At 51.7% G+C, this 23,180-nt stretch carries 20 protein-coding genes and 1 tRNA gene; 14 read left to right on the forward strand and 7 right to left on the reverse strand.

All coding sequences use genetic code 11. From position 1 onward, the window contains the following. Nucleotides 1-44: 44 nt before the first annotated feature. Complete coding sequence (locus BLS94_RS00640) at nucleotides 45-401, reverse strand: DsrE family protein (RefSeq protein ID WP_090957328.1); 357 nt, start codon at nucleotides 399-401, stop codon at nucleotides 45-47. Nucleotides 402-701: 300 nt separating this feature from the next. Here BLS94_RS00640 and BLS94_RS00645 point away from each other — a divergent pair. Continuing rightward, a tRNA-Arg gene (locus BLS94_RS00645) sits at nucleotides 702-778 on the forward strand. Between the two features lie 376 nt (nucleotides 779-1,154). On the opposite strand, the gene BLS94_RS00655 is transcribed toward BLS94_RS00645, so the two are convergent. After that, nucleotides 1,155-2,921: an ATP-binding protein gene (locus BLS94_RS00655; protein ID WP_090957330.1), complete on the reverse strand. Its 1,767-nt coding sequence runs from the start codon at nucleotides 2,919-2,921 to the stop codon at nucleotides 1,155-1,157. Between the two features lie 331 nt (nucleotides 2,922-3,252). Between BLS94_RS00655 and BLS94_RS00660 the strand changes: the two genes are divergently transcribed. After that, a complete protein-coding gene (locus BLS94_RS00660) occupies nucleotides 3,253-3,546 on the forward strand; it encodes a hypothetical protein (protein WP_090957331.1) in 294 nt (97 codons plus the stop codon). Nucleotides 3,547-4,147: 601 nt separating this feature from the next. After that, the gene (locus tag BLS94_RS14435) at nucleotides 4,148-4,363 is read left to right on the forward strand and encodes a hypothetical protein (RefSeq protein WP_025041609.1); all 216 of its coding nucleotides are present in this window, start codon (nucleotides 4,148-4,150) and stop codon (nucleotides 4,361-4,363) included. 217 nt (nucleotides 4,364-4,580) lie between these two features. Here the strand turns inward: BLS94_RS14435 and BLS94_RS00665 are convergent, their stop codons facing one another. From BLS94_RS00665 to egtD, 4 genes are all read right to left on the reverse strand, one after another. Continuing rightward, a complete protein-coding gene (locus tag BLS94_RS00665) occupies nucleotides 4,581-4,964 on the reverse strand; it encodes a hypothetical protein (protein WP_072766162.1) in 384 nt (127 codons plus the stop codon). A 221-nt stretch (nucleotides 4,965-5,185) separates the two neighbouring features. Then, nucleotides 5,186-7,075, reverse strand: a complete 1,890-nt coding sequence (gene mnmC / locus BLS94_RS00670) for a bifunctional tRNA (5-methylaminomethyl-2-thiouridine)(34)-methyltransferase MnmC2/FAD-dependent 5-carboxymethylaminomethyl-2-thiouridine(34) oxidoreductase MnmC1 (RefSeq protein ID WP_090957332.1) — start codon at nucleotides 7,073-7,075, stop codon at nucleotides 5,186-5,188. A 184-nt stretch (nucleotides 7,076-7,259) separates the two neighbouring features. Continuing rightward, complete coding sequence (locus BLS94_RS00675) at nucleotides 7,260-8,009, reverse strand: TerC family protein (protein ID WP_090957333.1); 750 nt, start codon at nucleotides 8,007-8,009, stop codon at nucleotides 7,260-7,262. Nucleotides 8,010-8,197: 188 nt separating this feature from the next. Beyond that, complete coding sequence (egtD, locus tag BLS94_RS00680; RefSeq protein ID WP_218124712.1) at nucleotides 8,198-9,184, reverse strand: L-histidine N(alpha)-methyltransferase; 987 nt, start codon at nucleotides 9,182-9,184, stop codon at nucleotides 8,198-8,200. A gap of 707 nt (nucleotides 9,185-9,891) precedes the next feature. On the opposite strand from egtD, the gene BLS94_RS00690 reads away from it, so the two are divergent. Then, complete coding sequence (locus tag BLS94_RS00690; RefSeq protein WP_072766158.1) at nucleotides 9,892-10,449, forward strand: PRC-barrel domain-containing protein; 558 nt, start codon at nucleotides 9,892-9,894, stop codon at nucleotides 10,447-10,449. Between the two features lie 56 nt (nucleotides 10,450-10,505). On the opposite strand, the gene BLS94_RS00695 is transcribed toward BLS94_RS00690, so the two are convergent. Beyond that, nucleotides 10,506-12,980 carry an ATP-dependent DNA helicase gene (locus BLS94_RS00695; protein ID WP_256325223.1) on the reverse strand — a complete coding sequence of 825 codons (2,475 nt, stop codon included), beginning with the start codon at nucleotides 12,978-12,980 and terminating at the stop codon, nucleotides 10,506-10,508. A gap of 199 nt (nucleotides 12,981-13,179) precedes the next feature. Between BLS94_RS00695 and BLS94_RS00700 the strand changes: the two genes are divergently transcribed. From BLS94_RS00700 to trpB, 10 genes are all read left to right on the forward strand, one after another. Beyond that, entirely contained in the window at nucleotides 13,180-14,322 is a 1,143-nt protein-coding gene (locus BLS94_RS00700; RefSeq protein ID WP_090957335.1) for an MFS transporter, read from the forward strand. A gap of 106 nt (nucleotides 14,323-14,428) precedes the next feature. After that, a complete protein-coding gene (gene leuC, locus BLS94_RS00705; RefSeq protein ID WP_090957336.1) occupies nucleotides 14,429-15,838 on the forward strand; it encodes a 3-isopropylmalate dehydratase large subunit in 1,410 nt (469 codons plus the stop codon). A 55-nt stretch (nucleotides 15,839-15,893) separates the two neighbouring features. Continuing rightward, nucleotides 15,894-16,019 (forward strand): entericidin A/B family lipoprotein, encoded by a 126-nt coding sequence (locus BLS94_RS00710; protein ID WP_072766155.1) that lies wholly within the window; start codon nucleotides 15,894-15,896, stop codon nucleotides 16,017-16,019. 25 nt (nucleotides 16,020-16,044) lie between these two features. Then, nucleotides 16,045-16,683 (forward strand): 3-isopropylmalate dehydratase small subunit, encoded by a 639-nt coding sequence (leuD, locus tag BLS94_RS00715; RefSeq protein WP_256325224.1) that lies wholly within the window; start codon nucleotides 16,045-16,047, stop codon nucleotides 16,681-16,683. 30 nt (nucleotides 16,684-16,713) lie between these two features. Continuing rightward, nucleotides 16,714-17,775 carry a 3-isopropylmalate dehydrogenase gene (leuB, locus tag BLS94_RS00720; RefSeq protein ID WP_072766153.1) on the forward strand — a complete coding sequence of 354 codons (1,062 nt, stop codon included), beginning with the start codon at nucleotides 16,714-16,716 and terminating at the stop codon, nucleotides 17,773-17,775. Nucleotides 17,776-17,824: 49 nt separating this feature from the next. Beyond that, nucleotides 17,825-18,937 carry an aspartate-semialdehyde dehydrogenase gene (gene asd, locus BLS94_RS00725; protein ID WP_072766152.1) on the forward strand — a complete coding sequence of 371 codons (1,113 nt, stop codon included), beginning with the start codon at nucleotides 17,825-17,827 and terminating at the stop codon, nucleotides 18,935-18,937. A gap of 362 nt (nucleotides 18,938-19,299) precedes the next feature. After that, a complete protein-coding gene (locus tag BLS94_RS00730) occupies nucleotides 19,300-20,229 on the forward strand; it encodes a type IV pilus assembly protein FimV (RefSeq protein ID WP_090957338.1) in 930 nt (309 codons plus the stop codon). A 255-nt stretch (nucleotides 20,230-20,484) separates the two neighbouring features. Continuing rightward, entirely contained in the window at nucleotides 20,485-21,291 is an 807-nt protein-coding gene (gene truA / locus BLS94_RS00740) for a tRNA pseudouridine(38-40) synthase TruA (RefSeq protein ID WP_090957340.1), read from the forward strand. Between the two features lie 71 nt (nucleotides 21,292-21,362). Next, nucleotides 21,363-21,989, forward strand: a complete 627-nt coding sequence (locus BLS94_RS00745) for a phosphoribosylanthranilate isomerase (RefSeq protein WP_090957341.1) — start codon at nucleotides 21,363-21,365, stop codon at nucleotides 21,987-21,989. After that, nucleotides 21,976-23,172: a tryptophan synthase subunit beta gene (trpB, locus tag BLS94_RS00750; RefSeq protein WP_072766148.1), complete on the forward strand. Its 1,197-nt coding sequence runs from the start codon at nucleotides 21,976-21,978 to the stop codon at nucleotides 23,170-23,172. Before BLS94_RS00745 ends, trpB begins: the two co-directional genes overlap by 14 nt. Nucleotides 23,173-23,180: the final 8 nt, after the last annotated feature.

Consider the following 23,180-nt stretch of genomic DNA (forward strand, 5'->3'; position numbering starts at 1 on the left):
GGATGAGTTGCGTTGCCGTTTGGCATACAACATCAGAAAGAACATCAGAAAGCGACGCACTTATCACGCTCGGCCACGGCCTTGATATAGTCTCCCATGGTTTTGATTAGCGCGCCTGATACAAGATCGGGCGCGCCGATCTTTCGCGCAACGGCGCAAGCGCCGCACACCCAGATGGGAATGCCTGCCGTTTGTATAGCTATAAAGGTATCTTTTAATGGCGGCAAATTTACACCCGTTATATGGTCACCGATCCCAGGACGTGCAAGCGTCACGGCCTCATTCCATAGAAATAGAATTACGTCATGCCCTTGCTCCTGTGCAACTTTTGCGGCCATGAAAGGCAGGGTTGCCATTGTCGGGTCGTCGGTTCCGTGACTTCCAGAGATGATGAATTGCATAAAGATATCCTTTTATTCGTGCCGGTTCAAAAACCTTGGGGTCAGGCAGCATCCTTGTTCCGATACTTTAGCACGAGCGTGATCCAGGCTAAACATACCGTTAAAGAAGATACTGGCGTATTTGTTATCGGCTGGAGCGTTTCAAGGGCTCGCTTGGGACCGATCGGCGTTCGTCGTGCTCGGAAATAGCAAGAAAATTGCTTTGACCTGGTGGTATGCCCGTCTGGTATAATAATTAATTCATGCGCGGAAAATACGGCTTCGCGAACGGCCAATTTTCCGCGCAAATGACCAGCTTCAGCGCCCGTAGCTCAGTTGGATAGAGTACTTGGCTACGAACCAAGGGGTCGTGGGTTCGAATCCTGCCGGGCGCGCCAGTTTTAAGTATTAAAATCAACCGCTTATGTGTTCTCACACTAGGCGGTTTTTCTTTTCAACACAACGAATGCTTGGCTTTGCGTGAATCAGTTTCACAAATACGATTCGCCGCATGAATAAAGGGCACCAAACCGCTCTTCCACCGCTGCTCAGTCAATCTTCCCATCCAGCCGGTACAGCACGTGTTGTGATCCAGTATCTGCTCCAGCTGCATCCGGAAAAGATCATCACAACCGCTGCGTTCTTGCTTCTTCGCCTTCATCAGAATTCACCCAGAAATCAGGGAATAACAGCCTTAATTCTGGCAAATCCCCCGCCTTCTGAATACCCAAAACGTCAACATTTATGCGGGTCCGGAAGGTATTTCAGGGGCGACTACGTCGGTGCAATTCCAGTCTTATCGCGTAACAGCCATTGCAACTGCTTTCGAGCGGTTGCAATTAGTTGGTCAAACACCGCAACATTGACATCGGGTTCGCGATTGACCTGCGGAAAGTCTGGCGAACGACGACCCCCGATCAAAAGCACTCGTATCGTAGCGCTAATATGTTTTCCAAGATCATGCCGATAGGCAATGGCTTGAGTATAGTCGTCATGATTCAGAGAATGGCTTGGTCGTTTGAGCTCGATCAGTAAATACTCGCCGCTCAGATTCTGGTTAAGTAGTAAATCGGGCCGCTGATCAGCTTTATTGCCTACATATTTCTTTTGAAGATATTCCTCTATCTGTCGTTTCAAAGTGATGTTGGTGCTAAAAAGCGAAAATTCCGGACCAAATACCCATAAGTTGCGTTCCAATGCTTTGTGCATGATTGCTTCGGAAGTCCCAGTATTCGAAGCCAGTTGCTCAAGCTGATCCAAGAACATCGAGCGTGCGCTAGCCTGTTCGACCAGATACGCCATTTCTGCGAGCCCAAAGTCATTCAACCCTTCCGCAATTGCCGCGACATCGCGTGGCCGCGAATCTGCAATGTGCTCCAGCAGCAGGCGATAGTCGGAACGCTCCAGTGCCTCCAGCAATACAAAGACGATAGGCTCAACCTTGCTGTCTGGTTCCCCGTAGTATTTGTCGAGTACCTTTCTGATTGCACGGTCGGCAAATTGTCTTTTGTGTTCCGGTAATTCCGCCAAGCGAGTCTGAATCGCCTTCTGTAGCCGCGCCTGGGCCAACTGCATGTCGCGCCGGTATTGTTGTTCGAAAGCTTGCTGGAGAATGGGTTGTACATATGCCTCTACTGCCATTAAAAGCTCGCTGTTCTCAACCGGTGCATCCCATCCAGCAGTAATGTGGTCGCGCAGCCCATCGGCGTTCACTTCTCCGTAGAGTTTGCGCAGCAACCTCACTGGAAAGTCGTCACGCTTATCAAGACCAAAGAAACCGGGCTTGCCAACGGACTTGCCATCCACACGCAGGATGATCCCGGGCTGCCGCAAGCCGGCATTGCCGTCACTGATGGCAAATCGCAACTTAACTTTCCCTACCTTCGGCAACTCCTGTTCAACTTCGGAAAAACTACCCGATACATCGTCCACGTCAAGGCGCTTGCCATCCACCATGATCTGGAAGTCGTCTTGGCGGCCATAGTCTTGGAGTAATACCTGACGCAGTTTGTTGGCATCAGGAAATGCCATTCCCTGATGGAGGTGCGTCAGCGTGATGGTGGTGTCATGTAATTGTACGTAACACGATTCGCTCCGAAAGGCGATGTTCAAATGTTCGATATCATCAGTCTGTGTAAGATCCTCCAGACGCAAGGTAAAGCCACAAAGGCGACCTCGTGCTCGCGTTTCCAACGTCATCACTGATGCCGCCATCAAGCCCGCGAACTTCCCGATACCTTTGCGCCCCTTGATCAAACGATTCTTGCCAACGGTTCGGTCGCCACGACGTGAACGAGGATCCCTCGCGATAAAAAGGTAGTGGCGACGCAATTCTTCTTCGGTCATGCCGCAACCATCATCCGAGATGATGATGGGCGCATCGCTCAATGGCTTTGGTAATGTCACCGAGACTTGCTCGGCGTCGGCATCCCAAGCATTATCGATCAGTTCTTTCAGAGCTCTTTCGGATGACGAATACTCTTGGCTGAGTAACGTGGCCAAGCGGGAATCCACTTGAAAGTGCAGATCAGATTGACTCATTGGCATGTTCCCTGGATACAGTAAACAGCGTGAATTCCAATGCTAATATTCTCGAAGCTGAAAGCTAATTTTTGAATTGTTTTTGTTTCTTTCATTTGTTTGTGCCCCTTTCAGTCCTGTTTTCCACGCCTTTCATCTAAACCAGAAATCAGAGCTAAAAATTCCCTCGGGGCTGTACGTTTGAACAGCGTTTATCACACGCCTTGGGAAATTTCAATCAAAGGACGTAAGTCATATTATTCTACAAGGTATAGCGTTAACACTGATTTAATTAAGTTAGTGTCGGTGATCTGCACTGATTGGAATGTTTGAAGCTTGATGAGCAATCTTCATGGATCATCGCCACCGAAATCAACCGCTTCATCTGGGCCGGACAGATACCCATCCCGTGCTCGGCGGCAACCCGGCCTATGGGTTCATGCCTGCTACAATGACGGGCGACTTGTTGGAACAGATCAGGGACAATGTTCGGGATCGCTCGCTCGTCGTCACTGGACGCGATGACAAGGCTTTGATTAAAAGAGCCCGTCAGCAGCGCAGGCCGAACACAAAGACAAAGACCGGAAACGTTAAAACTCGCGCTCCGTGCGCGACCACGTTCCCTACTCATGGGGTACGCTCTTGAGGATTGCCTCGCGGAAATGTGCTTTCAGGTTTGGCGATTCCTTGAACCCCCGCTTTAGCTTTAACCCCTAATCTGAGTCGCCTCAACTTTGCGAACCGCTGCCCCGTTTGCGTAGCCCGTGAATGTGCCCATGCAGGGCACGAGCAATCCCGTTCACGTGTTCAATAAACAGTACGTTGCCAGCAGCTTACGGTTTTCCGAGTGCTAGTGGCCGCTCCCGAACTATGAAATCGGCCAACCATACGGGTGGTGCGTTTGCATGTTACCTTTTTATTTATTTGATCAGCTTTAGCCACTACAGGCGTTTTTCAAAACTTTTGGGTATACGATTTTTGCTGTACTATTCGCTGAATGGGAATATTTAAATATCAATGGCTTATACATGTATCATCGGAAAATCCATAGCATACTTGCTATTATATAAGTTATTGATATATAATATCATTATATACGAGCCAAGTTGGGTGCGAACCAAGGCGTTCTTGGGTTTGAACCTTAAAAGCCATAACAAGGGGTGAGGCAATTTGCCTAATCCCTGATTTTTTTGAGCTAGCGGCGGGTCAGCCTCAGCGCGACACTTCAATAACCTTCATATTTAACCATGCCTACATCCATTTATTGCTACCACTGCCACATTCCCCATGACCGCAGCGAAATGCGATTGGTCGTTACGAAGACGGGCAAGCGATGGCGCTGCGAGCGCAGCATCAAGAGCGCCCAGGCAGACAGAAAAACCCGCGATGCGTTCGGGCGGCAGATTTCGGCCCTTAATAAGGCGGACGCGCAGGCGAGAATCAGGATGACGTTGAAAGAATGAACAACTCAACAATTACAGCTTTAGCTTTAGCTAGTGGTTGTTGAGTCAATATAGATAATTGAAAGGCAGGGGACGCCTGCCGGCTATAAATCAGGGATCGCAGGTTCAAATCTGTCGGGTCGTCATATCAAAAAGGTCAGGCAAAACGCCTGACCTTTTTTTTCTCTCAATTGCCTGAATTAGCGCGGATGAGTATGGGTTTATGGTCGTACCCGACTCATGCAGACTCTTTCTTGACTAAAGTAAGGTTGGTATCTGCTATCAGGCCTCCAAGAAAGCACTGGAAGTTCATATCTTCTCTCAGCACGGCACGGACATCGATTATGAGGCGTAAACGTCCGCTTTCCAGCCTCAGTAGCTTCAGATAACTGGGAAAAACATGATGTGCCGGTACAGCAATTCCATTGCCCGCGCTTTCTGCCGGATAACTCACCCATTCGGGCACCAGGCCGGACTGACGTATGGTCACTTCGGATTCTTCAAATACATAGGCCGTGATGCCGATGGCGGCACTCGTCCAGTAACTGATCGGTATAAGCGGTTGCGCTGCCTGAAGGGATTTTGCGGCTTGCAGCGATTCACGCTTGGGTTTAGCTTTCATAAGGCTCCTCTGTAAGCAGGGTTAAAACTGCTCTCCCGCCGCAGATCGGGCGGAATGACCAGGATCAGGTCCTGGTTTCTGTATAAGGCAGACGAACTGTCCAAGTGCCGAGCAAGTGAAGCTGTGCGGGAGAGATATGCTTATTCTACGGGTTTTAAGATGCGTTGCCCATTGGACCAAAGTACACCTCACGCTATCGCATGACGCAAGCCCAAGATAGATTATTCAGGTTCGGATGAGCGTATCCCGATCGTTGGGCTGTCTATATAACTTGAAGTCTCTCCCGCACGCTTCCCGACAGGAGCAAGCGCATTAACCACAGCCAATGGCAGGGGTAGCAATTGTTCACATGACGCCGACGCGATCAATTCGGCGGAAAGTCCCGCGCTTATCAAGCCGCGCGTCCCATGGCCCAGGCTGGTATATAGCCCAGGCAATAGTTTTCCCACCAGCGGCATTGCGCCGGGGAGAGATGCTCTTACCGATGCACGGCCGTCCAGCTGCGCAATATCCAACGAATCCATATTCATCGATCTGCCTAATACTGCGGATATTTCTGCCAATCGAGATAAATTTTTAGCATGGTCCGCTATGCGCAAATCAACTGCTTCATCATTAAAGCTATGCGTCGCACCCATCATATGTACGCCGCCAATTGAGGGGAGAAGATAGCCGCTGGTGCAAACGATGGTTCGCAGATTACGGCTATGGGATGTTGCGGACAACGCAGTGATTTGTCCCCGTACCGGCGTCAGCGGCAAGCTTGCCAACGGGACGAACGATTTTACCTCATATCCAGTGCAAACGACCACTAGCTGAGCCTCATAGCTCCAGGCCTGTTCACGCTGGTTTTTCCCCTCGACACGCCAGCCAGCATCCACTGCTGTCAATGATTCGACACGATGGCAGGTAAACTGCGCAATGGCTGGACTTGACGCCAATGCCGCGCACATCCGCGGCGGAACCAGCCAGCCTCCGGCTGGAAACCACAAGCCCCCATATGCCAGTTCAATGCCTGCCAGCATGGAAGCTTCAGCCGCATCTACGCGCCGCAATACATGTGGCGGCCAATCGAGTGCCGCAAGTTTGTCGATACGTTTCGCTTCTTCCGCTGAAAATGCCAGTTGCAGCTCTCCGCATTCGGCCCGGACGATGCCATCTATGGGCAGCTTTTCATCGAGCAGGGCAAGAGCGTGTCCATAGGATGCCAGAACAAAGCGTTGCAGTGAACTCATGCCTGCGGCCAGACGGGTGTGCAGTATGCCGCTGGGGTTGCCCGATGCCCCTGTGGCCAGCGCAGGCGATCGCTCGATCAGCTTGACGGAGACACCGCGCATCGCCAGCGCTGAAGCAGCGGCACAACCGGCCATACCTCCGCCGATGACGACGGCTGTTGCCGGAATGGATCGAGCAGGGGGTGACCCAGGAAGGCGGCCCTGCAGCATTTCACGTTTTAGCCCGAAACCGCGCGATTTGCTTACCTGGAACCCGGCTTGCTCCAAACCGCGCCGTACATGACCGGCGCAGGTATAGGTGGCAAACGTCGCGCCCGGCCGGGAGGCCTGCACGATACCTTCGAACACCCGCTGAGTCCACATTTCGGGATTACAGGCAGGTGAAAAGCCATCCAGAAACCATGCATCGATACCGCCGCAAATTTCAGGCAGTGCCTTGGCCACATCGTCTACTACCAGCGTGAGGCGTAACCGGCCTTCGCCGAAGCTCCATCGGTTCCAGCCAGGTACGCGGCGCTTCCAGCGTTTGATGAGTTCTTTGGCATAGTCTTGCAACGCTGGCCATTGCGCCAGCGCGGCGCTCAGCTCCGGTTCCGTAAGTGGATATTTTTCGACGCTAAAAAAATCCAGGCTACATCTGGAGGGGAATGGGACAGCTTCATCAAATAGCTTCCATGTACATAAAAAGCTCAATCCCGTGCCGAACCCCATCTCGCCGACGGCAAATCCATCTCCGCTTGACAATGATGCAAGACGCTCAGCCAGGCCGTTGCCTTCCAGGAAAACATGGCGTTTTTCCGCCATACCGGAATTTCTTGAGAAATAGACGTCGCCGAAGCGGGAAGAAAACGGTTGATCGTTCTGCCAATCGAGCATCACCGGAAGGGGTTTAATATGCAGTCAAGCAGCGAGCTTGAACGGGGCGCGCTGAAGGGAATGATTAGCTGGATTCAACATAATTCGGACCAGGTCAATTATTACATCAACGGATGGCGTAACGGAAACACTCAAAATATAAGGACCAGACGATACGTGGGCACTTACATACCAGCCTGGGCAATCACTCGATGTTATTTATCTGCCTATGCAATTTGACCGTCTCCGCAGTTTTTTTACGCATTCGAAGGTTAAGAAATTCCACGCCGACCGAAAATGCCATCGCAAAATAAATATAGCCCTTAGGGATATGGACATCGAAACCTTCGACGATGAGCGTCATTCCTACGAGTATCAGGAACGAAAGAGCAAGAATCTTGATGGTTGGGTGATCCTCCACAAAATCACCGATGGGCTTCGCCGCCATCAACATTACCAGCACTGCCATAATGATGGCAATGGCCATCAACGTGATATGTTCCACCAGCCCGACAGCGGTTATGACTGAGTCCAGCGAAAATACGATGTCCAGGATAGCAATCTGTATCAGTACCATGCCCATACTGGTAACGGCGATATTTTTGGCATTATCCCCCGCACCCTCGAGGCTGTTATGAATTTCATGGGTTGCTTTGAACAGCAGGAACATCCCGCCCCCGATCAGCACTACATCCCGGCCGGACACTGAATTGCCGAATACGGTAAACCACGGTTCGGTCAAACCCATTACCCATGTAATGGAGAACAGTAAACCAAGGCGGGTAAGCATGGCCAGGCCGAGCCCCATTCTTCTTGCGAAATTACGCTGAGCTTCAGGAAGACGACCGACAAGAATCGAAATGAAAATAATGTTATCGATGCCTAACACAATTTCCAGCGCCGTTAAAGTCAACAATGCTACCCAGGATTCCGGACTGGTTACCCACTCAAACATCGATTTCTCTCATGGTCATGGTTAACGCTGGCCTTGCCTTGATTGGGCGCACCATTTCGCTGCCCAGCTTTTACTGGATGTCATCATGAAGTTCATCGGTGGTCTATTACGCTGATTTTGCCGGGCGCGGGTCGCTATGGTGGGAGCGCTATTACAGCGCTAGCAGGAACCAGCCAAAAAAACGACGCTTATATTATCATGCCCAGGCTCACCGCGAACCAGCAATGGGGGTCCGTCCAGGTATGTTCCACCTCGAAGCCGCCGCGCTGGAGCAGGTCTTCCAGGCGCTCAACCGTATATTTGTAGCTGTTTTCCGTGTGGATGCGCTCACCTTGGTAGAACTGCAACGTGGTATCCAGCGCGTCGACTCTGACTGATTGGGGGCGCATGCTTTCCAGATGCAATTCCATGCGGGACGCCTTGTGGTTCCAAAAAGATACATGGCTAAAAGAATCCGGTTCGAATTGACCGCCAAGTTCGCGGTTGATTCTCACGAGAAGATTCTTGTTGAACGAAGCAGTTATCCCAGCGCTGTCATTATACGCCGCGTGCATGACATTCGCGTCCTTGACGAGATCTACCCCAAGCAATAGCTGATCCCCGCGTGATAAGTGCTGTGCTACATTTCGGAGCAGCGCAATGGCTTCGCCATGTTCCAGATTGCCGATACTCGAGCCGATATACAAGACCAGACGCGGCGAGGGCTGTAGTTTAAGAAACCCGAGGTCTTCAAAATCTCCAATTTGGGGATGCACATTCACTGCGCCCATTTCTCTTTCCACTTCATCTTTGGCCAACTGCAGAGCCGCGTCGGATACATCGAGCGGAAAGTAATTCACGCTGCATTGCTGTCGTAACAGTGAACGCAACAAAATACGCGTCTTGGTCGCCGTCCCTGCGCCGAGTTCGCTGACGGAGACGTCCGGGCCGAGCCGGCCGCATATCTCGTCCGCATGGGTCATCAGTATCGAGGCTTCCGTTCGCGTGGGGTAATACTCAGGCAAACAGGTAATTTTTTCGAATAGGGCTGAGCCCTCGGCATCGTAGAGCAACTTGGGCGGCAGGCTCTTAGGCATACGTGTAAGGCCCAGAAGCACGTCACCTGCTATTACCGGAGCCGGACTGGGCATGGAGGTGGGGGTCGAGATTCGATTCCAGCGCTCAGGCGTGATCATGTGCCCGCTCCAACATCAGTAAACGGGATACACGGAGAAATGCCAGGGAACCTGGGGTAGTGCGAACTAAACGCATAGAACGCCGTTAAAATAAATGCTCTAAAGTCAGGCAGGGACTGGATGGGTTCATTTATGGTAAGCATTCCGGCAATCCTCAAGGTCTGATTTTGCACCGCGTTATACCGCCCGGGAGGCGTAAGCGAGAACGACAACCTGGTGTGTCTTCTGTATTGGTTGAAAGTTCCGGGCATGGGCTATCTCGTCTTTTTGAAGTCATTATCGGCATGGTTTGAAAACCGCTACAACAAAAAAACCGATGTGCTATTCCCTTATCGTTTGTTTATGAAGGATAGCGTTCGCGAATTTTTCATAAAAATTTGCTGCCCATACGAATTCTCATCGGTTCTTGTTAACTCTGCTGTGCATTTTCTATAAACACCCGTATGCATTCTGTGCGCTGCCAGACATAGAGGGGCAATCGCTGGCGGAAGCACTGATCGCAGCTGATGAATATTTATGGATGTGCCAGAAAAGATTGTCTTTGTACGTTACCGCACTGACCTGTTTTAGGAGTTCAAGCATCCTGTACCCGTCTGAGTCGCTTTTGAAGCTAACCGAAGCGGCCAGGGATGAAATCAGGGAAGTTCTCAGTAAGAAGCAAAATGAAACCGGAACCTTGAAATTAAACCACTTTTCAGGAGATAACCATGAGTTATGAAGATCGTGATACCTACGGCATGTACAAAAGCTATGACAAAAGCTATAGCGGAAACGAGGGTCCCGGACCCCGCTTGATGGGTGCAGATACGCTCATTGGAGAAGATGTTTACAATCAGAAAGACGAGGACCTCGGCGACATCAAGGAAATCATGCTGGATATGAACAATGGCAAAATCGCTTACGCGGTATTGTCTTTTGGCGGGTTTCTGGGTATGGGCGACAAGCTTTTTGCTGTGCCCTGGAGTGCGCTGAAGCTGGATACGGAGAACAAGCGCTTCATACTCAACGTGGATAAGAAACGCCTAGACTCCGCTCCCGGATTCGATAAAGACAACTGGCCCGATATGGCGGATCCGAGCTGGCAGAATACAATTAACTCCTACTACGGAACAAAATCATACACTGACACAAGCTACGCGGACACAAAATCCACCAAGGATTACACCACGTCAGCCCATAAAAACAACGAAAGAATAATACCTGTGGCGCCGAGCGGCACTGATCACGTAAAAAACGAGACCGATGGTGACTATACGCATAAATAAGAGGCAAAGCCGCATGCGGCCGGATAGGTCGCGCGGCTTGATCCTTTGAGTTGGAGTCAAAGAGGCAAGTTTATCTTGCCTCTTGTTGTTTTATATTGCTCGACTTTCCACCAATCCGGTAATAGACGAAGAATATCAGGCCGTGTAAACCTGTCGTCAATAAGGTAAATGACGCCTTGATCCAGGTGGGTGCGAATCACACGTCCCGCAGCTTGCACCACCTTCTGTATACCTGGAAAGAGGTAAGTATAATCTTGGCCGGCGCCAAAGATTGCACTCATGCGCTGCTTTATCTGCTCGTTGACCGGATTGACCTGCGGTAGGCCCAGTGTAGCGATAAAGGCACCTGTGAGGCGCTTGCCGGGGAGATCGATGCCTTCGGCAAAAGACCCGCCCAGTACGGCAAATCCTATACCTTGCCCCGTAAGGGTGAAACGTGCGAGAAATTGATCCTGTTCAGCTTCTTCCATCCTGCGCGTTTGCTCCCAGACGGGGATGTCAGGATACCTTGTTTTTAATGAGAGAGCTATCTTTTGCAAATACTCGAAGCTGCTGAAGAATGCCAGATAGTTGCCGGGTTTTGTCTTGTATTGCCTGGATATCAAATCAACGATAGGCGAAACGGAATCGTCGCGATGTTGATAGCGGGTAGAAATGTCGCTGACGATCTGAACCGTGAGCTGCTCGGCGGTGAAGGGCGACTGCACGTCGATCCACGCAGCGTTTTCAGGCAAGCCCAGTGTGTCGCTATAGAAATGCCGTGGGGTCAACGTGGCGGAGAATAACGCGGTGGACTGTGCGGCTGCAAACCGCTGTGCCAAAAAAACCGCCGGGATGATGTTCCTGAGACAGAGCAGTCCGTTAGCCCGAGTATTTCTTGAAACGCTTTTTTCACGATTCCCTGTAATCCTCGCTACCTTTGTGACATCCTTTGTGATATCGAATAACGAGTGCCCGTCAAATAGCTCACTTACCCGAGAGAAGTGCAACGCATCGAAGTAGAAGCTTTGCAGTTTTCCTTCCCCATCAATGCCTGTTGGGTTTTTAGCCAGATAATCCGTGATCGTGGTAATGGCCTGCTCCAATGCGGTTATGAATTTATCCGGCAAGGCAGCGTGGACCTGATAATCGTGTACCTGATTCTTGTGCAATTCATTCCAGCAGCGATTGAGCCTATCCAGGACCTTCTTGAGTGCTAACGGTGCGAAGCGCCGCGCGATTCTGAAGCTGGCCTGATCCAGCTCTGCCGTATACATCTTGCGGGCGCGCTCGAGCAGGTTATGCGCTTCGTCCACCAATACGGTGATACGCCACTGGTTGGTAGTCGCTAAGCCGTACAGCATGGCGCTCAGGTCGAAGTAGTGATTATAGTCGCCCACGATCACGTCGCACCAACGGATCAGATCCTGGCTGAGATAATAAGGACAAACCTGGTGCTCGCGGGCAATGGCACGCAGCGCACTCCTGTCCAGCACGGCCATGCCCTCAGTGCCAGTTGCCAAAGCGGCATTTCGTGCTTGTGGCAGGCGGTCGTAAAACCCGCTGGCAAGCGGGCATGATTCCCCGTGACATGCCTTGTCGGGATGTTCGCATGCCTTCTCCCGTGCGATGAGCTCGAGCGTCCTCAGCGGTAACGCCTGCTCGTTATTTTTTATGAGCGTGAGTGCATCGAGCGCAAGTTGGCGGCCGGACGTTTTAGCGGTCAGGTAAAAAACTTTGTCCAGGTTTTGTTCCGGGCAGGCTTTCAGAAGGGGGAATATCGTTCCGATTGTCTTGCCTATGCCGGTCGGCGCCTGGGCAATGAGGCAACGGCCATGAAGGGTTGCTTTGTACACAGCCTCAGCCAATTGGCGCTGGCCCTGTCGAAAGGATGAATGCGGAAAGCGCAGGGATGTCAACGCCCGGTCACGTGAGGCGCGGTGAGCCAGTTCCTGCTCAGCCCAACCGAGAAAGCAGCCGCATTTGTCTTCGAAGTACTGCTTGAGTGAACCGGCATCGTATGTTTCACTCAACAGCGTTTCTTTCCTGCTGATGATATCAAAGTACACCAGCGCCAGGCGAATGCTTGAAAAGCCCAGCTTCTGGCAGAGCAGCCATCCGTAAATTTTGACCTGTGCCCAGTGCAACTGCCGATGATTGTCGGGCATGGTGCTGAGGTCACCCCGGAAAGTTTTGATTTCTTCAAGCTGGTTCTGAGCCGGGTCAAAACCGTCGGCCCGGCCTCGAACGAGTAGATGCCGGAATCCACCGGACAGGCTCACTTCTGTCTGATAATGCGGTGGTCGTCGCGATGTGACTATCCCATGCCCGGCGATGCCCTCCTGCGCTGAAGGTGCGGGGGAAAAGCGCAGGTCGAGGTCACCTTGTTTAGCAGTAAATTCGCACAACGCACGCACCGACACCGCGTATTTCGTGGGATGCGACCGGTCAAGGTCGAGCTCAGAGGCGATCTCTGAAGTAACCTCAATTCCCAATTTATCCGTGGAATCAGCCTTCCCTGCAGTTGAATGCGCTATTAAATGGTTATTCACTGTCTCGCTGTGTCTGGTGGAGATACCCTGCTGCTATAAAAACCTGATATAGCTCCAAATGCTTCATCTTCAGCTACTTCAGTTCCATCATTAATAAATTCGAAGCCATTATATATGGGTAAAAATTCTCATAGTTACCAGATCACCTGGGTCCTGGCGTTTAGTATGTTGCCCGTTATAGGCTGTTAAACTCTGCCAGATGCAACCGATCCCTTACTGGCGCCTTTCCGGCTTTTATTTCTTCCATTTCGCTTTCATCGGTGCTTTTGCTCCTTACTGGAGCCTCTATCTGAAGTCGCTTTCGTTCGGGGCCTTTCAGATTGGCGTGCTCATGTCCCTGTTGCATGTGACACGTATTTTTGCTCCGGCCGCCTGGGGGTGGCTTGCCGATTACACCGGCAAGCGGTTGCTGATTGTACGATCCGCCGCAATTATCGGATTGATAAGTTATTGCGCGGTTTTTTTTGGCCAATCGTTTTTATGGCTATTCGTAACCATGGCCCTGATGAGTTTCTTCTGGAGCGCATCTTTGCCTTTGATTGAGGCAACCACGCTTTCTTATCTTGGTGAGAGCACCGCAAAATACGGGCGTATTCGAGTATGGGGTTCAATAGGATTTATTTTCGCGGTGACAAGCGTCGGCTATCTGCTTGATTCAACCGATATTGCCTCGCTGTTGTGGGCTGTGCTTGGATTCAAACTGGGCATCGTCATCTTTTCGCGCCAGATTCCAGAGGGCGAGATAGTGGTCCATGCTGCCGATAGTCAGTCCATTCGGCAAATATTCAAGCGTCCGGAAGTGCTGGCGTTTTTCGCTGCCTGTTTGTTAATGGCGCTTGCCCACGGTCCCTATTACACTTTCTATTCTATTTATCTCGTAGAGCACGGTTATAGCAAGAGCATGGTCGGTTGGCTATGGGCTATCGGCGTAATTTGTGAAATAGGCATTTTTTTCCTGATGCCCCAGTTGATGCATCGTTTCCGCCTCAAGCAGATCATGGTTTTCAGCCTGAGCTGCGCGATAGTGCGTTTTTTGATGATCGGTTGGGGAGTGGACTGGCCGGTCATCATATTATTGGCGCAACTACTTCACGCTGCGACCTACGGTGCTCATCACGCTACGGCCATGATGTTGGTGCACCGATTCTTTCGCGGGCGTCATCAGGGCAAGGGACAGGCGCTCTACACCAGCCTTACATTCGGTATCGGCGGCACTATTGGCGGGATATTCAGCGGCTATGCCTGGGAATCGCTCGGGCCGGGCCTTACATTTACCGTGAGCGCGGTTGCTGTTTTGCTTGGGTTAACATTGGTGATGTGGAAGATGGACATTGAGCGGTAACGGAAAACGAGGTGCTACGCTCATGTCACTGTTTCTTGCGGTCCCGTTATGGGATAATTTCAAATTCCATCGGAATCGAGGTTCGATTAAATTCGAATTCTGAGAAATGCATACGTTATACGACAAACTCTGGCAAAGCCATGTGGTACATGAGGAATCCAATAAACCGGATGGCATGACGCTGCTCTATATCGACCGCCACCTTGTGCACGAAGTCACCAGCCCGCAGGCATTCGAAGGGTTGAAGCTGGCTGGACGCAAGCCGTGGCGGCTGGATTCGATCCTGGCTGTAGCCGATCATAACGTGCCCACCACCCGGCGTGACTACGGCATCAGCGACCCGATATCGCGTCTCCAGGTAGAGACCCTTGACCAGAATTGCGAGGAACTGGGCATCACCGAATTCAGGATGAATGATCTGCGCCAGGGTATTGTTCACGTAATAGGCCCGGAGCAGGGCGCCACGTTGCCCGGCATGACAGTAGTATGCGGTGATTCGCATACCAGTACGCATGGTGCGTTTGCCTGTCTTGCTTTTGGTATCGGCACTTCGGAGGTGGAGCATGTGCTCGCGACACAGTGTCTGCTTTTGAAAAAAGCAAAAACGATGCGGGTAGCGATCGAGGGCCACCTTGGTCATGGCATCACCGCCAAGGATATCGCACTCGCCCTTATTGGTGAGATCGGTACAGCGGGCGGCACTGGCTATGCCATTGAATTCGCCGGCAGCGCCATACGCGAGCTTTCCATGGAGGCAAGGATGACGCTTTGTAACATGGCCATCGAGGCGGGCGCGCGGGCAGGCATGGTAGGGGTGGACGATACTACTGTCGACTATCTCAGGGGACGCCCTTTTGCACCAAAAGGTGATCTGTGGGACAAAGCGGTAATTTACTGGCGCACGCTGAAAAGCGACGAGGGTGCAAGCTTCGACAAGACGATATCGCTGGATGCGGCACAGATCAAACCCCAGATAACCTGGGGAACCTCTCCCGAAATGGTGGCGGCAATCGACGGAAAGGTGCCTGATCCGTCGCAAATTACCGATATCGTGAAGCGCCATGACATGGAGCGCGCTTTGAAGTATATGGGGCTTGCTCCTAACACCCCGATCAGTGAAATTCGCCCGGACAAGATTTTCATCGGTTCCTGTACTAACGCGCGCATAGAAGACTTGCGGATCGCCGCGAAAGTAGTCAAAGGCAGGCATATTGCCTCGAACATCAAGCTTGCGATGGTTGTGCCGGGTTCCGGTCTGGTCAAACATCAGGCGGAGCAGGAGGGACTCGACAAGATATTTCGCGAGGCAGGATTTGAATGGCGTGAGCCGGGCTGCTCTATGTGTCTGGCGATGAATGATGACCGACTGGAATCGGGGGAACGCTGTGCTTCTACTTCCAACCGTAACTTCGAAGGCAGGCAGGGGCCGGGGGGACGCACTCATCTCGTAAGCCCGGGGATGGCCGCGGCGGCAGCGGTAGCGGGACATTTTGTGGATGTACGGGAAATATATTAAAATTTGAAGGCAACAAAAGTGAGTTCTGTTTTTTTACTATAAAAAGGGGTTTGTAATGAGAATGCTAACGGTAATGGTTTCCTTGATCGCTGTTTTTGGTTTGTCCGCCTGTCATACCATGCAAGGCCTGGGCAAGGATGTTCAGAGCGGCGGGGAAGCGTTGGAAAAACAGGCAAAATAAAATAAGTATTAGATTAAATCAGCTAGTGAAAAAATTTGATTTCTGCGACGGATTGGTGGCGCCGCTTGATCGCGCTAATGTCGATACCGACGCCATCATTCCCAAGCAATTTCTGAAATCCATCAAACGGTCTGGTTTCGGGCAGAACCTGTTTGACGAGTGGCGTTATCTGGATCACGGCGAACCGGGCATGGATGCCGCCCGGCGCAAGCCCAACCCGGATTTCATACTCAATCTGGCGCGTTACCAGGGTGCGCAAATACTGCTTGCGCGCTCAAATTTCGGCTGTGGTTCGAGCCGCGAACACGCGCCTTGGGCGCTTCAGGATTATGGCTTTCAGGTAGTCATCGCGCCCAGTTTCGCTGATATTTTTTTCAACAACTGTTTTAAGATCGGCCTGCTTCCCATTGTGCTGGATGTGGCTGACGTGGATCAGTTATTCACGGAGGTGGAGGCCACTGCGGGCTATCGGTTGCTGGTCGACTTGCAGGATCAATCGGTAACGACGCCCAGCGGTAAGTCTTTCTCTTTCGATATCGATCCCTTCCGTAAACATACTTTATTGAACGGCCTGGATGAAATTGGCCTGACTTTGCAACATATGGATAAGATCAAGGCCTTTGAAGAGAAGCATCGGGCTGCGCAGCCCTGGTTGTTTACATGATTTTTCTTCCGGTTTAAAACCAAGGATTTTATGAAAATTGCAATCCTGGCCGGAGACGGTATCGGCCCGGAAATTGTCGCCCAGGCTGTGCGAGTGCTGGAAGCATTAAGAAGCGACGGGTTAAAGTTTGAGCTGGAGCCGGGCTTGCTGGGTGGTTGTGCCGTAGAAGCGGTTGGTGAGCCATTTCCGGAAGCGACGCGCAATCTTGTGGCCGGTGCGGATGCCGTTATCCTGGGCGCCGTAGGGGGTCCACGATTTGACACGCTGCCGCGTCACCTGCGGCCGGAACGGGGTTTGCTCAGCATTCGAAAAGCGCTGAATCTGTTTGCCAATCTGCGGCCGGCGGTACTTTATCCTGAGCTTGCCAATGCTTCGACGCTAAAACCCGAAGTGGTGGCTGGCCTGGATATTCTCATCGTGCGTGAACTGACGGGGGACATCTATTTTGGCGAGCCGCGGGGCATTGAATGTCGCGACGGCCAACGTGTTGGTTACAATACCATGATCTACAGCGAAACCGAGATTCGCAGAATTGCCCGGGTGGCTTTCCAGGCGGCGCGTAAGCGTAATCGCAGGCTTTGCTCGGTGGACAAGATGAATGTGCTCGAATGCACTCAACTGTGGCGTGATGTGGTGATCGAGACAGCGAAAGATTATCCGGATGTGGAACTCTCGCACATGCTGGTGGATAATGCCGCTATGCAGTTGGTGCGCAATCCTCGGCAGTTCGATGTGATGGTGACGGGCAACATGTTCGGCGATATCCTGTCGGATGAAGCTTCCATGCTGACCGGTTCGATCGGCATGCTGCCATCGGCCTCGCTGGACGACCGAAACAAGGGCCTTTATGAGCCAATACATGGTTCCGCTCCCGACATTGCCGGCAAAGACGTAGCTAATCCCCTGGCGACGATATTGTCAGTGGCGATGATGTTGCGCTATACGTTCGACAAGGAAGCTGAAGCCTCCCGCATCGAGAATGCGGTAAAGAAAGTCCTGGCTCAAGGGTATCGTACTGAAGATATCTACGAGACGGGAACGAAAAAGGTTGGTACAGCGGCAATGGGCGATGCGGTCCTGGCAAACATATAGGTAAATGGTTGAAAAAGACCAGGTTTAGTTTCCTGGAGAGAGGCGATCGATGAAACGAGTTGGGTTTATTGGGTGGCGGGGCATGGTAGGGTCGGTGCTTGTGCAGCGAATGCGGGAAGAAAATGATTTTGCATTGGTGGAGCCGACTTTCTTTTCCACCTCCCAGAAAGGCGGCAGAGGTCCGGATATCGGCCAGGAAACGCCGTTGCTCGAGGATGCGCATGATATAGACCAGCTTAAGTCGATGGACATACTTGTTTCCTGCCAGGGCGGAGATTACACCAGCGCGATCTTCCCAAAACTGCGTGAAGCGGGCTGGCAGGGTTATTGGATCGATGCGGCCTCCACATTGCGCATGGTAGACGACGCAATCATCATACTCGACCCCGTCAATCTGCCGGTTATCGAACAAGCGTTGCACGACGATGTCAAAAATTACATCGGTGGCAATTGCACCGTTAGCTTGATGCTGATGGCTGTGGGCGCATTGTTCGAAGAAGACCTGGTGGAATGGATGAGCGCGATGACTTATCAGGCTGCGTCTGGTGCGGGCGCCCAGAACATGCGGGAATTATTGCTGCAGATGGGTGAAGCGCATCGTGTGGCGAAAAATTTGCTGGATGACCCGGCTGCGGGCATACTTGACATTGACCGGGAGGTTGCGGGTACGTTGCGCAATGGAAATTTTCCAACCGCGAATTTCGGTGTGCCGCTGGCAGGCAGCCTCATTCCCTGGATAGATAAGGATCTGGGCAACGGACAAACCAGAGAAGAATGGAAAGGCCAGTCCGAGACGAACAAGATCCTGGGCCGGAATGATCAGGTGATACCTGTCGATGGTATTTGTGTTCGCGTCGGTGCAATGAGATGTCATAGCCAGGCACTGACCATCAAGCTCAGGAAGGACGTTCCACTGGATGAGATAGAGGATATTCTTGCTGCATCCAACAGTTGGGTACGGGTTATTCCGAACGAGCGCGAGAGCACGTTGCAAGAGTTGACACCGGCTGCGGTTACCGGAAGGCTGACGATTCCAGTGGGGAGGCTGCGCAAGCTCGCGATGGGAGGGGAATATCTTTCAGCATTCACTGTGGGAGATCAATTGTTGTGGGGAGCGGCGGAACCTTTGCGTAGAATGTTGAGAATTTTGGTTGAAGCCTGAAGTCGGCGGAGCCGATTTCTGCATCACTGCATCACACAGAAAAATTGGATTTATGTGAGTCGTGCAAAATGGGGTTTGTATCAATTCCATCTTTAAACGGTTTCCCTGTTTTTCCGATAGAACGTCATCTCAACAATCCTGGTTCGCCGTATTCGCTCGGCGGGTTGTTGCTTATACGTTTCGCAGCAATACTTGTTTTCTTACCTATAAACGAGGTTCGGGTATAACTTGGCGGGAGGGTTAGTAGTAGACCAGCAATAGACAAAATTTCAGCCAAATGTTAATGCCGGCCCCTGTGAGATTAATCCATATGTCCTCCTTGAGAGTGTACGGCTGTGCGGAAGTTTACTTCTAAAGCATGTTTGTTTTTATTTACAATTTTGTTGCCGGTGGCGGGATATGCAGTTGGCTTGGGCAGGCTGACCGTCAGTTCGGCTCAGGGACACCCCTTTAAAGCAGAAATTGAACTGGTTTCGGTAAAAAAAGAACAGAAATCTTCTTTGATGGTGCGTCTTGCCTCACAAGAAACGTTTCGCCAGGCCAACATCGATTATTCATCTGTCCTATCGACATTTAAAACGAGTATTGAAACCCGTTCCGATGGGCAGCCTTACGTCAAAATTATTTCCCTGCAACCGATTGCCGAACCGTTTCTTAATATGCTGGTTGAGCTGAATTGGTCATCGGGACGATTGTTGCGCGAATATACCGTGCTGCCCAGCTCATCCGAAAATGATACGCATCTGCCCGTTGAATCGGTGATTGGTAAATCAGATGCGTCAGTCAAACAGGATGAGAAGTTGCCAATACAGAATGAGCCCGATTCCGCCAGCAAGACTCATACTGCCTATGGTCCGGTAAAACACGGCGATACTTTAGTCAGGATAGCGAAAAATATCGTTCTTCCCGCTGGGGCGAGCTTGAATCAGATGCTTGTCGCGTTGCATCGCGCAAATCGCGATGCTTTCTTCGGCAATAATATGAATCAGCTTAAGACAGGGCCTATTTTAAGAATACCGGATAATGATGAAGTCGGTGCGATAACCCCAGCGGAAGCCAATCGGGAAGTGAAAGCACAGTTGGCGGATTGGTACCGGCGGAGGTTTGCGGATATAGAAGGGGCGACCGAGGTACTGAAGCAACCGGTCAGTGGGAGGATTGAATCCGCTGTTGAGGTAGATGCCACTCCAGTTCAAGCGCTTCCTCGTCAGATTTTAAAGCTTTCAAAAGGTGAAGAAAGCGGGAATGAGAGCATGTACATCAGCAACAACATGGGCGGGATCATGCGGTGACAAGGATTTTGCAATTCAGGTTCTTCAGGAAGTGATGCGAGAAGGGGATGCTCGGCAGCGGGAGAGCCAAGATTGCTGTTGGCAAATCTCCAGCCGTGGTTTCAGGATATCGCATAAGCAAACTGGATGACATCGGACGGCGCTTTTTATCATATGTTGAATTCTTCTGTTTCTTGCGCAACATTTGCTTAATGAATCTCTGCTCAAGGGGTATGTGGGCGCTACGATAAAGATAGGCGTGCAGGCGTCGGTGCTGTGAGAATTGCATTGGTGCTGGAGTACGATGGCAGTAGTTTTTGTGGCTGGCAAAGCCAACGGTCAGGTGGCTCGGTGCAGGATGCGGTGGAGGCTGCGTTATCCAGAATTGCCTGCAAGAATGTTCGAGTAGTAACCGCTGGGCGAACTGACGCCGGCGTTCACGCCGCGTATCAGGTAGTGCATTTCGATACTCAGGCACAGCGGCCCATGGGAGCCTGGGTTCGAGGAGCTAATGCGTTGCTACCGGATAGCATTGCGATACTATGGGCATCCGAGATTGCGGATGATTTCCATGCACGCTACTGCGCCATCGAGCGCTGCTACCTCTATTTGCTATTGAATCATCCTGCGCGCCCGGGGCTTTACCAGGGCAATATTGGCTGGTTTCATCAGGCTCTCGACATTGAACCCATGCAGGCTGCCGCACAGATGCTGCTGGGAGAGCACGATTTCAGCGCTTTCAGGGCTGCCGAGTGCCAGGCAAAATCTCCCGTACGCAATCTGACGAAGCTGGAAATTATCCGGCTGGGAGACACCATCGCGTTCGAACTGCGCGCCAATGCGTTTTTGCATCACATGGTGCGCAATATCATCGGTTGCCTGATATATGTGGGAAAACGCAAATATCCACCTGAATGGATAGGCGAACTGCTTGATAGCGGTAAGCGTAGTGATGCGGCGCCGACTTTTTCCGCTGCCGGATTATATTTGGCGGGTATCACTTATGATTCCAAATGGAAGTTACCCTCTTTTGTCGAGCCACCGCTTGCCGCGGTATTGCCGAGGACGAGCAGGCCCCGCTAGCCGTCTCGATCGCGGATAAGCCAAAGGTGGGCGAACAAAATTAAGGAAAAGGGAAAGAAGAAATTGCAAGTATGTCTATCAGAGTAAAAATTTGCGGTATAACGCGTGTGGAGGATGCGCTGGCAGCAGTGCGTTTGGGCGCAAACGCCATCGGGCTTGTATTCTGGAAGGAAAGTGCGCGTTATGTGACGCCGGCAAAAGCGCAGGAAATTATTGCCGCGCTACCGCCATTCATTGCCGCGGTCGGTGTCTATGTCGATCCTGATCCGGATTGGGTGGAAGAAACGTTTTCTGTAGCTGGCCTCAATTTGCTTCAATTTCATGGTAATGAAGACCCCGGATTTTGCCGGCAATTTTTGCGGCCTTATATAAAGGCGATGCGAGTCAGGGCGAGCGTAGATTTGCTACAATACGCCACCCGATATACCGGGGCCAGCGGATTGTTGCTGGATACCTATGTTGAAGGCGAGCCGGGCGGCACAGGCCACTCGTTTGACTGGAATCTGATTCCTAAAGAATTACCGCTGCCCCTGATTCTTTCGGGAGGACTGCACCCGGGCAATATTACCAGTGCGATCCAGCAGGCACAGCCTTGGGCGGTAGATGTATCAAGCGGCGTGGAAAGCGCCAAAGGTATCAAGGACGTGGAAAAAATTGCCGCTTTCATGCGAGGAGTTCAAACCAGTGAAAGTTTATGATCTTCCCGATCGCCATGGGCACTTTGGTCCATATGGCGGTATTTTTGTCGCGGAAACACTTATTGCAGCACTGGAAGATTTACGCGTTCAGTACGAGCACTATCGCAGTGACGCCGATTTTCAGGCGGAATTTGCTTACGAGTTAAAGCACTATGTCGGACGTCCCAGCCCCATCTATCACGCCAGAAGATGGTCGGCACATTTGGGGGGTGCGCAGATTCTGCTGAAGCGTGAAGACCTCAATCATACCGGGGCGCACAAGATCAACAATGCTATCGGGCAGGCACTCCTGGCCAGGCGCATGGGGAAATCGCGTGTGATCGCCGAGACCGGCGCGGGCCAGCACGGCGTAGCCAGCGCTACAGTCGCCGCGCGCTATGGCATGGAATGTGTCGTTTACATGGGCTCCGTCGACGTAGAACGCCAGGCCGCCAACGTTTATCGGATGAAGCTCCTGGGAGCAACGGTCATTCCGGTTGAATCAGGTTCGCGAACACTGAAAGACGCCTTGAATGAAGCTATGCGCGACTGGGTAACCAACGTCGAAGATACGTTCTATATTATTGGCACAGTAGCGGGACCCCATCCCTATCCGATGATGGTGCGCGACTTCCAGGCGATTATCGGACGGGAAGCAATCGTGCAGATGCAGGAGGAATATGGGCGGCAACCGGATGCATTGATTGCCTGTGTGGGCGGTGGGTCAAATGCTATTGGCCTTTTTTATCCTTATATAGAAAGTAATGTAAGGATGGTAGGCGTGGAAGCGGCGGGACGCGGAATTGAGAGTGGGCAGCATGCCGCCTCCCTGACGATGGGAAGATCCGGCGTATTGCACGGAAATCGCACCTATCTGATCCAGGATGAGAACGGTCAGATTGTCGAGACCCACTCTATTTCAGCCGGGCTGGATTATCCTGGCGTCGGCCCCGAACACGCCTGGCTCAAGGACAGCAATCGTGCTGAATATATCGCCATTACCGACGACCAGGCACTGGAGGCGTTCCATTCACTGTGCCATTACGAAGGTATCATACCGGCTCTGGAATCCAGCCATGCGCTGGCTTATGCCGCCCAGCTCGCCCCCTCGCTTGGCAAGGATAAGCTGCTGCTGGTGAACCTCTCAGGACGTGGGGATAAAGATATGACCACTGTGGCACAGGCATCCAATATAACCTTCTGAAATCATCA

The sequence above is a fragment of the Nitrosospira sp. Nsp18 genome, from assembly GCF_900103145.1.
GTDB lineage: Bacteria > Pseudomonadota > Gammaproteobacteria > Burkholderiales > Nitrosomonadaceae > Nitrosospira.

What these genes read in the sequence shown, in the direction of transcription:
- asd (WP_072766152.1), top strand. Translation starts at nt 17,825, where the DNA reads ATGAAACGAGTTGGGTTTATTGGGTGGCGGGGCATGGTAGGGTCGGTG.
- BLS94_RS00660 (WP_090957331.1), top strand. Translation starts at nt 3,253, where the DNA reads ATGGATCATCGCCACCGAAATCAACCGCTTCATCTGGGCCGGACAGAT.
- BLS94_RS00690 (WP_072766158.1), top strand. Translation starts at nt 9,892, where the DNA reads ATGAGTTATGAAGATCGTGATACCTACGGCATGTACAAAAGCTATGAC.
- BLS94_RS00640 (WP_090957328.1), bottom strand. Translation starts at nt 401, where the DNA reads ATGCAATTCATCATCTCTGGAAGTCACGGAACCGACGACCCGACAATG.
- BLS94_RS00655 (WP_090957330.1), bottom strand. Translation starts at nt 2,921, where the DNA reads ATGAGTCAATCTGATCTGCACTTTCAAGTGGATTCCCGCTTGGCCACG.
- BLS94_RS00745 (WP_090957341.1), top strand. Translation starts at nt 21,363, where the DNA reads ATGTCTATCAGAGTAAAAATTTGCGGTATAACGCGTGTGGAGGATGCG.
- leuB (WP_072766153.1), top strand. Translation starts at nt 16,714, where the DNA reads ATGAAAATTGCAATCCTGGCCGGAGACGGTATCGGCCCGGAAATTGTC.
- mnmC (WP_090957332.1), bottom strand. Translation starts at nt 7,075, where the DNA reads ATGCTCGATTGGCAGAACGATCAACCGTTTTCTTCCCGCTTCGGCGAC.
- egtD (WP_218124712.1), bottom strand. Translation starts at nt 9,184, where the DNA reads ATGATCACGCCTGAGCGCTGGAATCGAATCTCGACCCCCACCTCCATG.
- BLS94_RS00665 (WP_072766162.1), bottom strand. Translation starts at nt 4,964, where the DNA reads ATGAAAGCTAAACCCAAGCGTGAATCGCTGCAAGCCGCAAAATCCCTT.
- BLS94_RS00675 (WP_090957333.1), bottom strand. Translation starts at nt 8,009, where the DNA reads ATGTTTGAGTGGGTAACCAGTCCGGAATCCTGGGTAGCATTGTTGACT.
- BLS94_RS14435 (WP_025041609.1), top strand. Translation starts at nt 4,148, where the DNA reads ATGCCTACATCCATTTATTGCTACCACTGCCACATTCCCCATGACCGC.
- BLS94_RS00700 (WP_090957335.1), top strand. Translation starts at nt 13,180, where the DNA reads ATGCAACCGATCCCTTACTGGCGCCTTTCCGGCTTTTATTTCTTCCAT.
- BLS94_RS00710 (WP_072766155.1), top strand. Translation starts at nt 15,894, where the DNA reads ATGAGAATGCTAACGGTAATGGTTTCCTTGATCGCTGTTTTTGGTTTG.
- leuC (WP_090957336.1), top strand. Translation starts at nt 14,429, where the DNA reads ATGCATACGTTATACGACAAACTCTGGCAAAGCCATGTGGTACATGAG.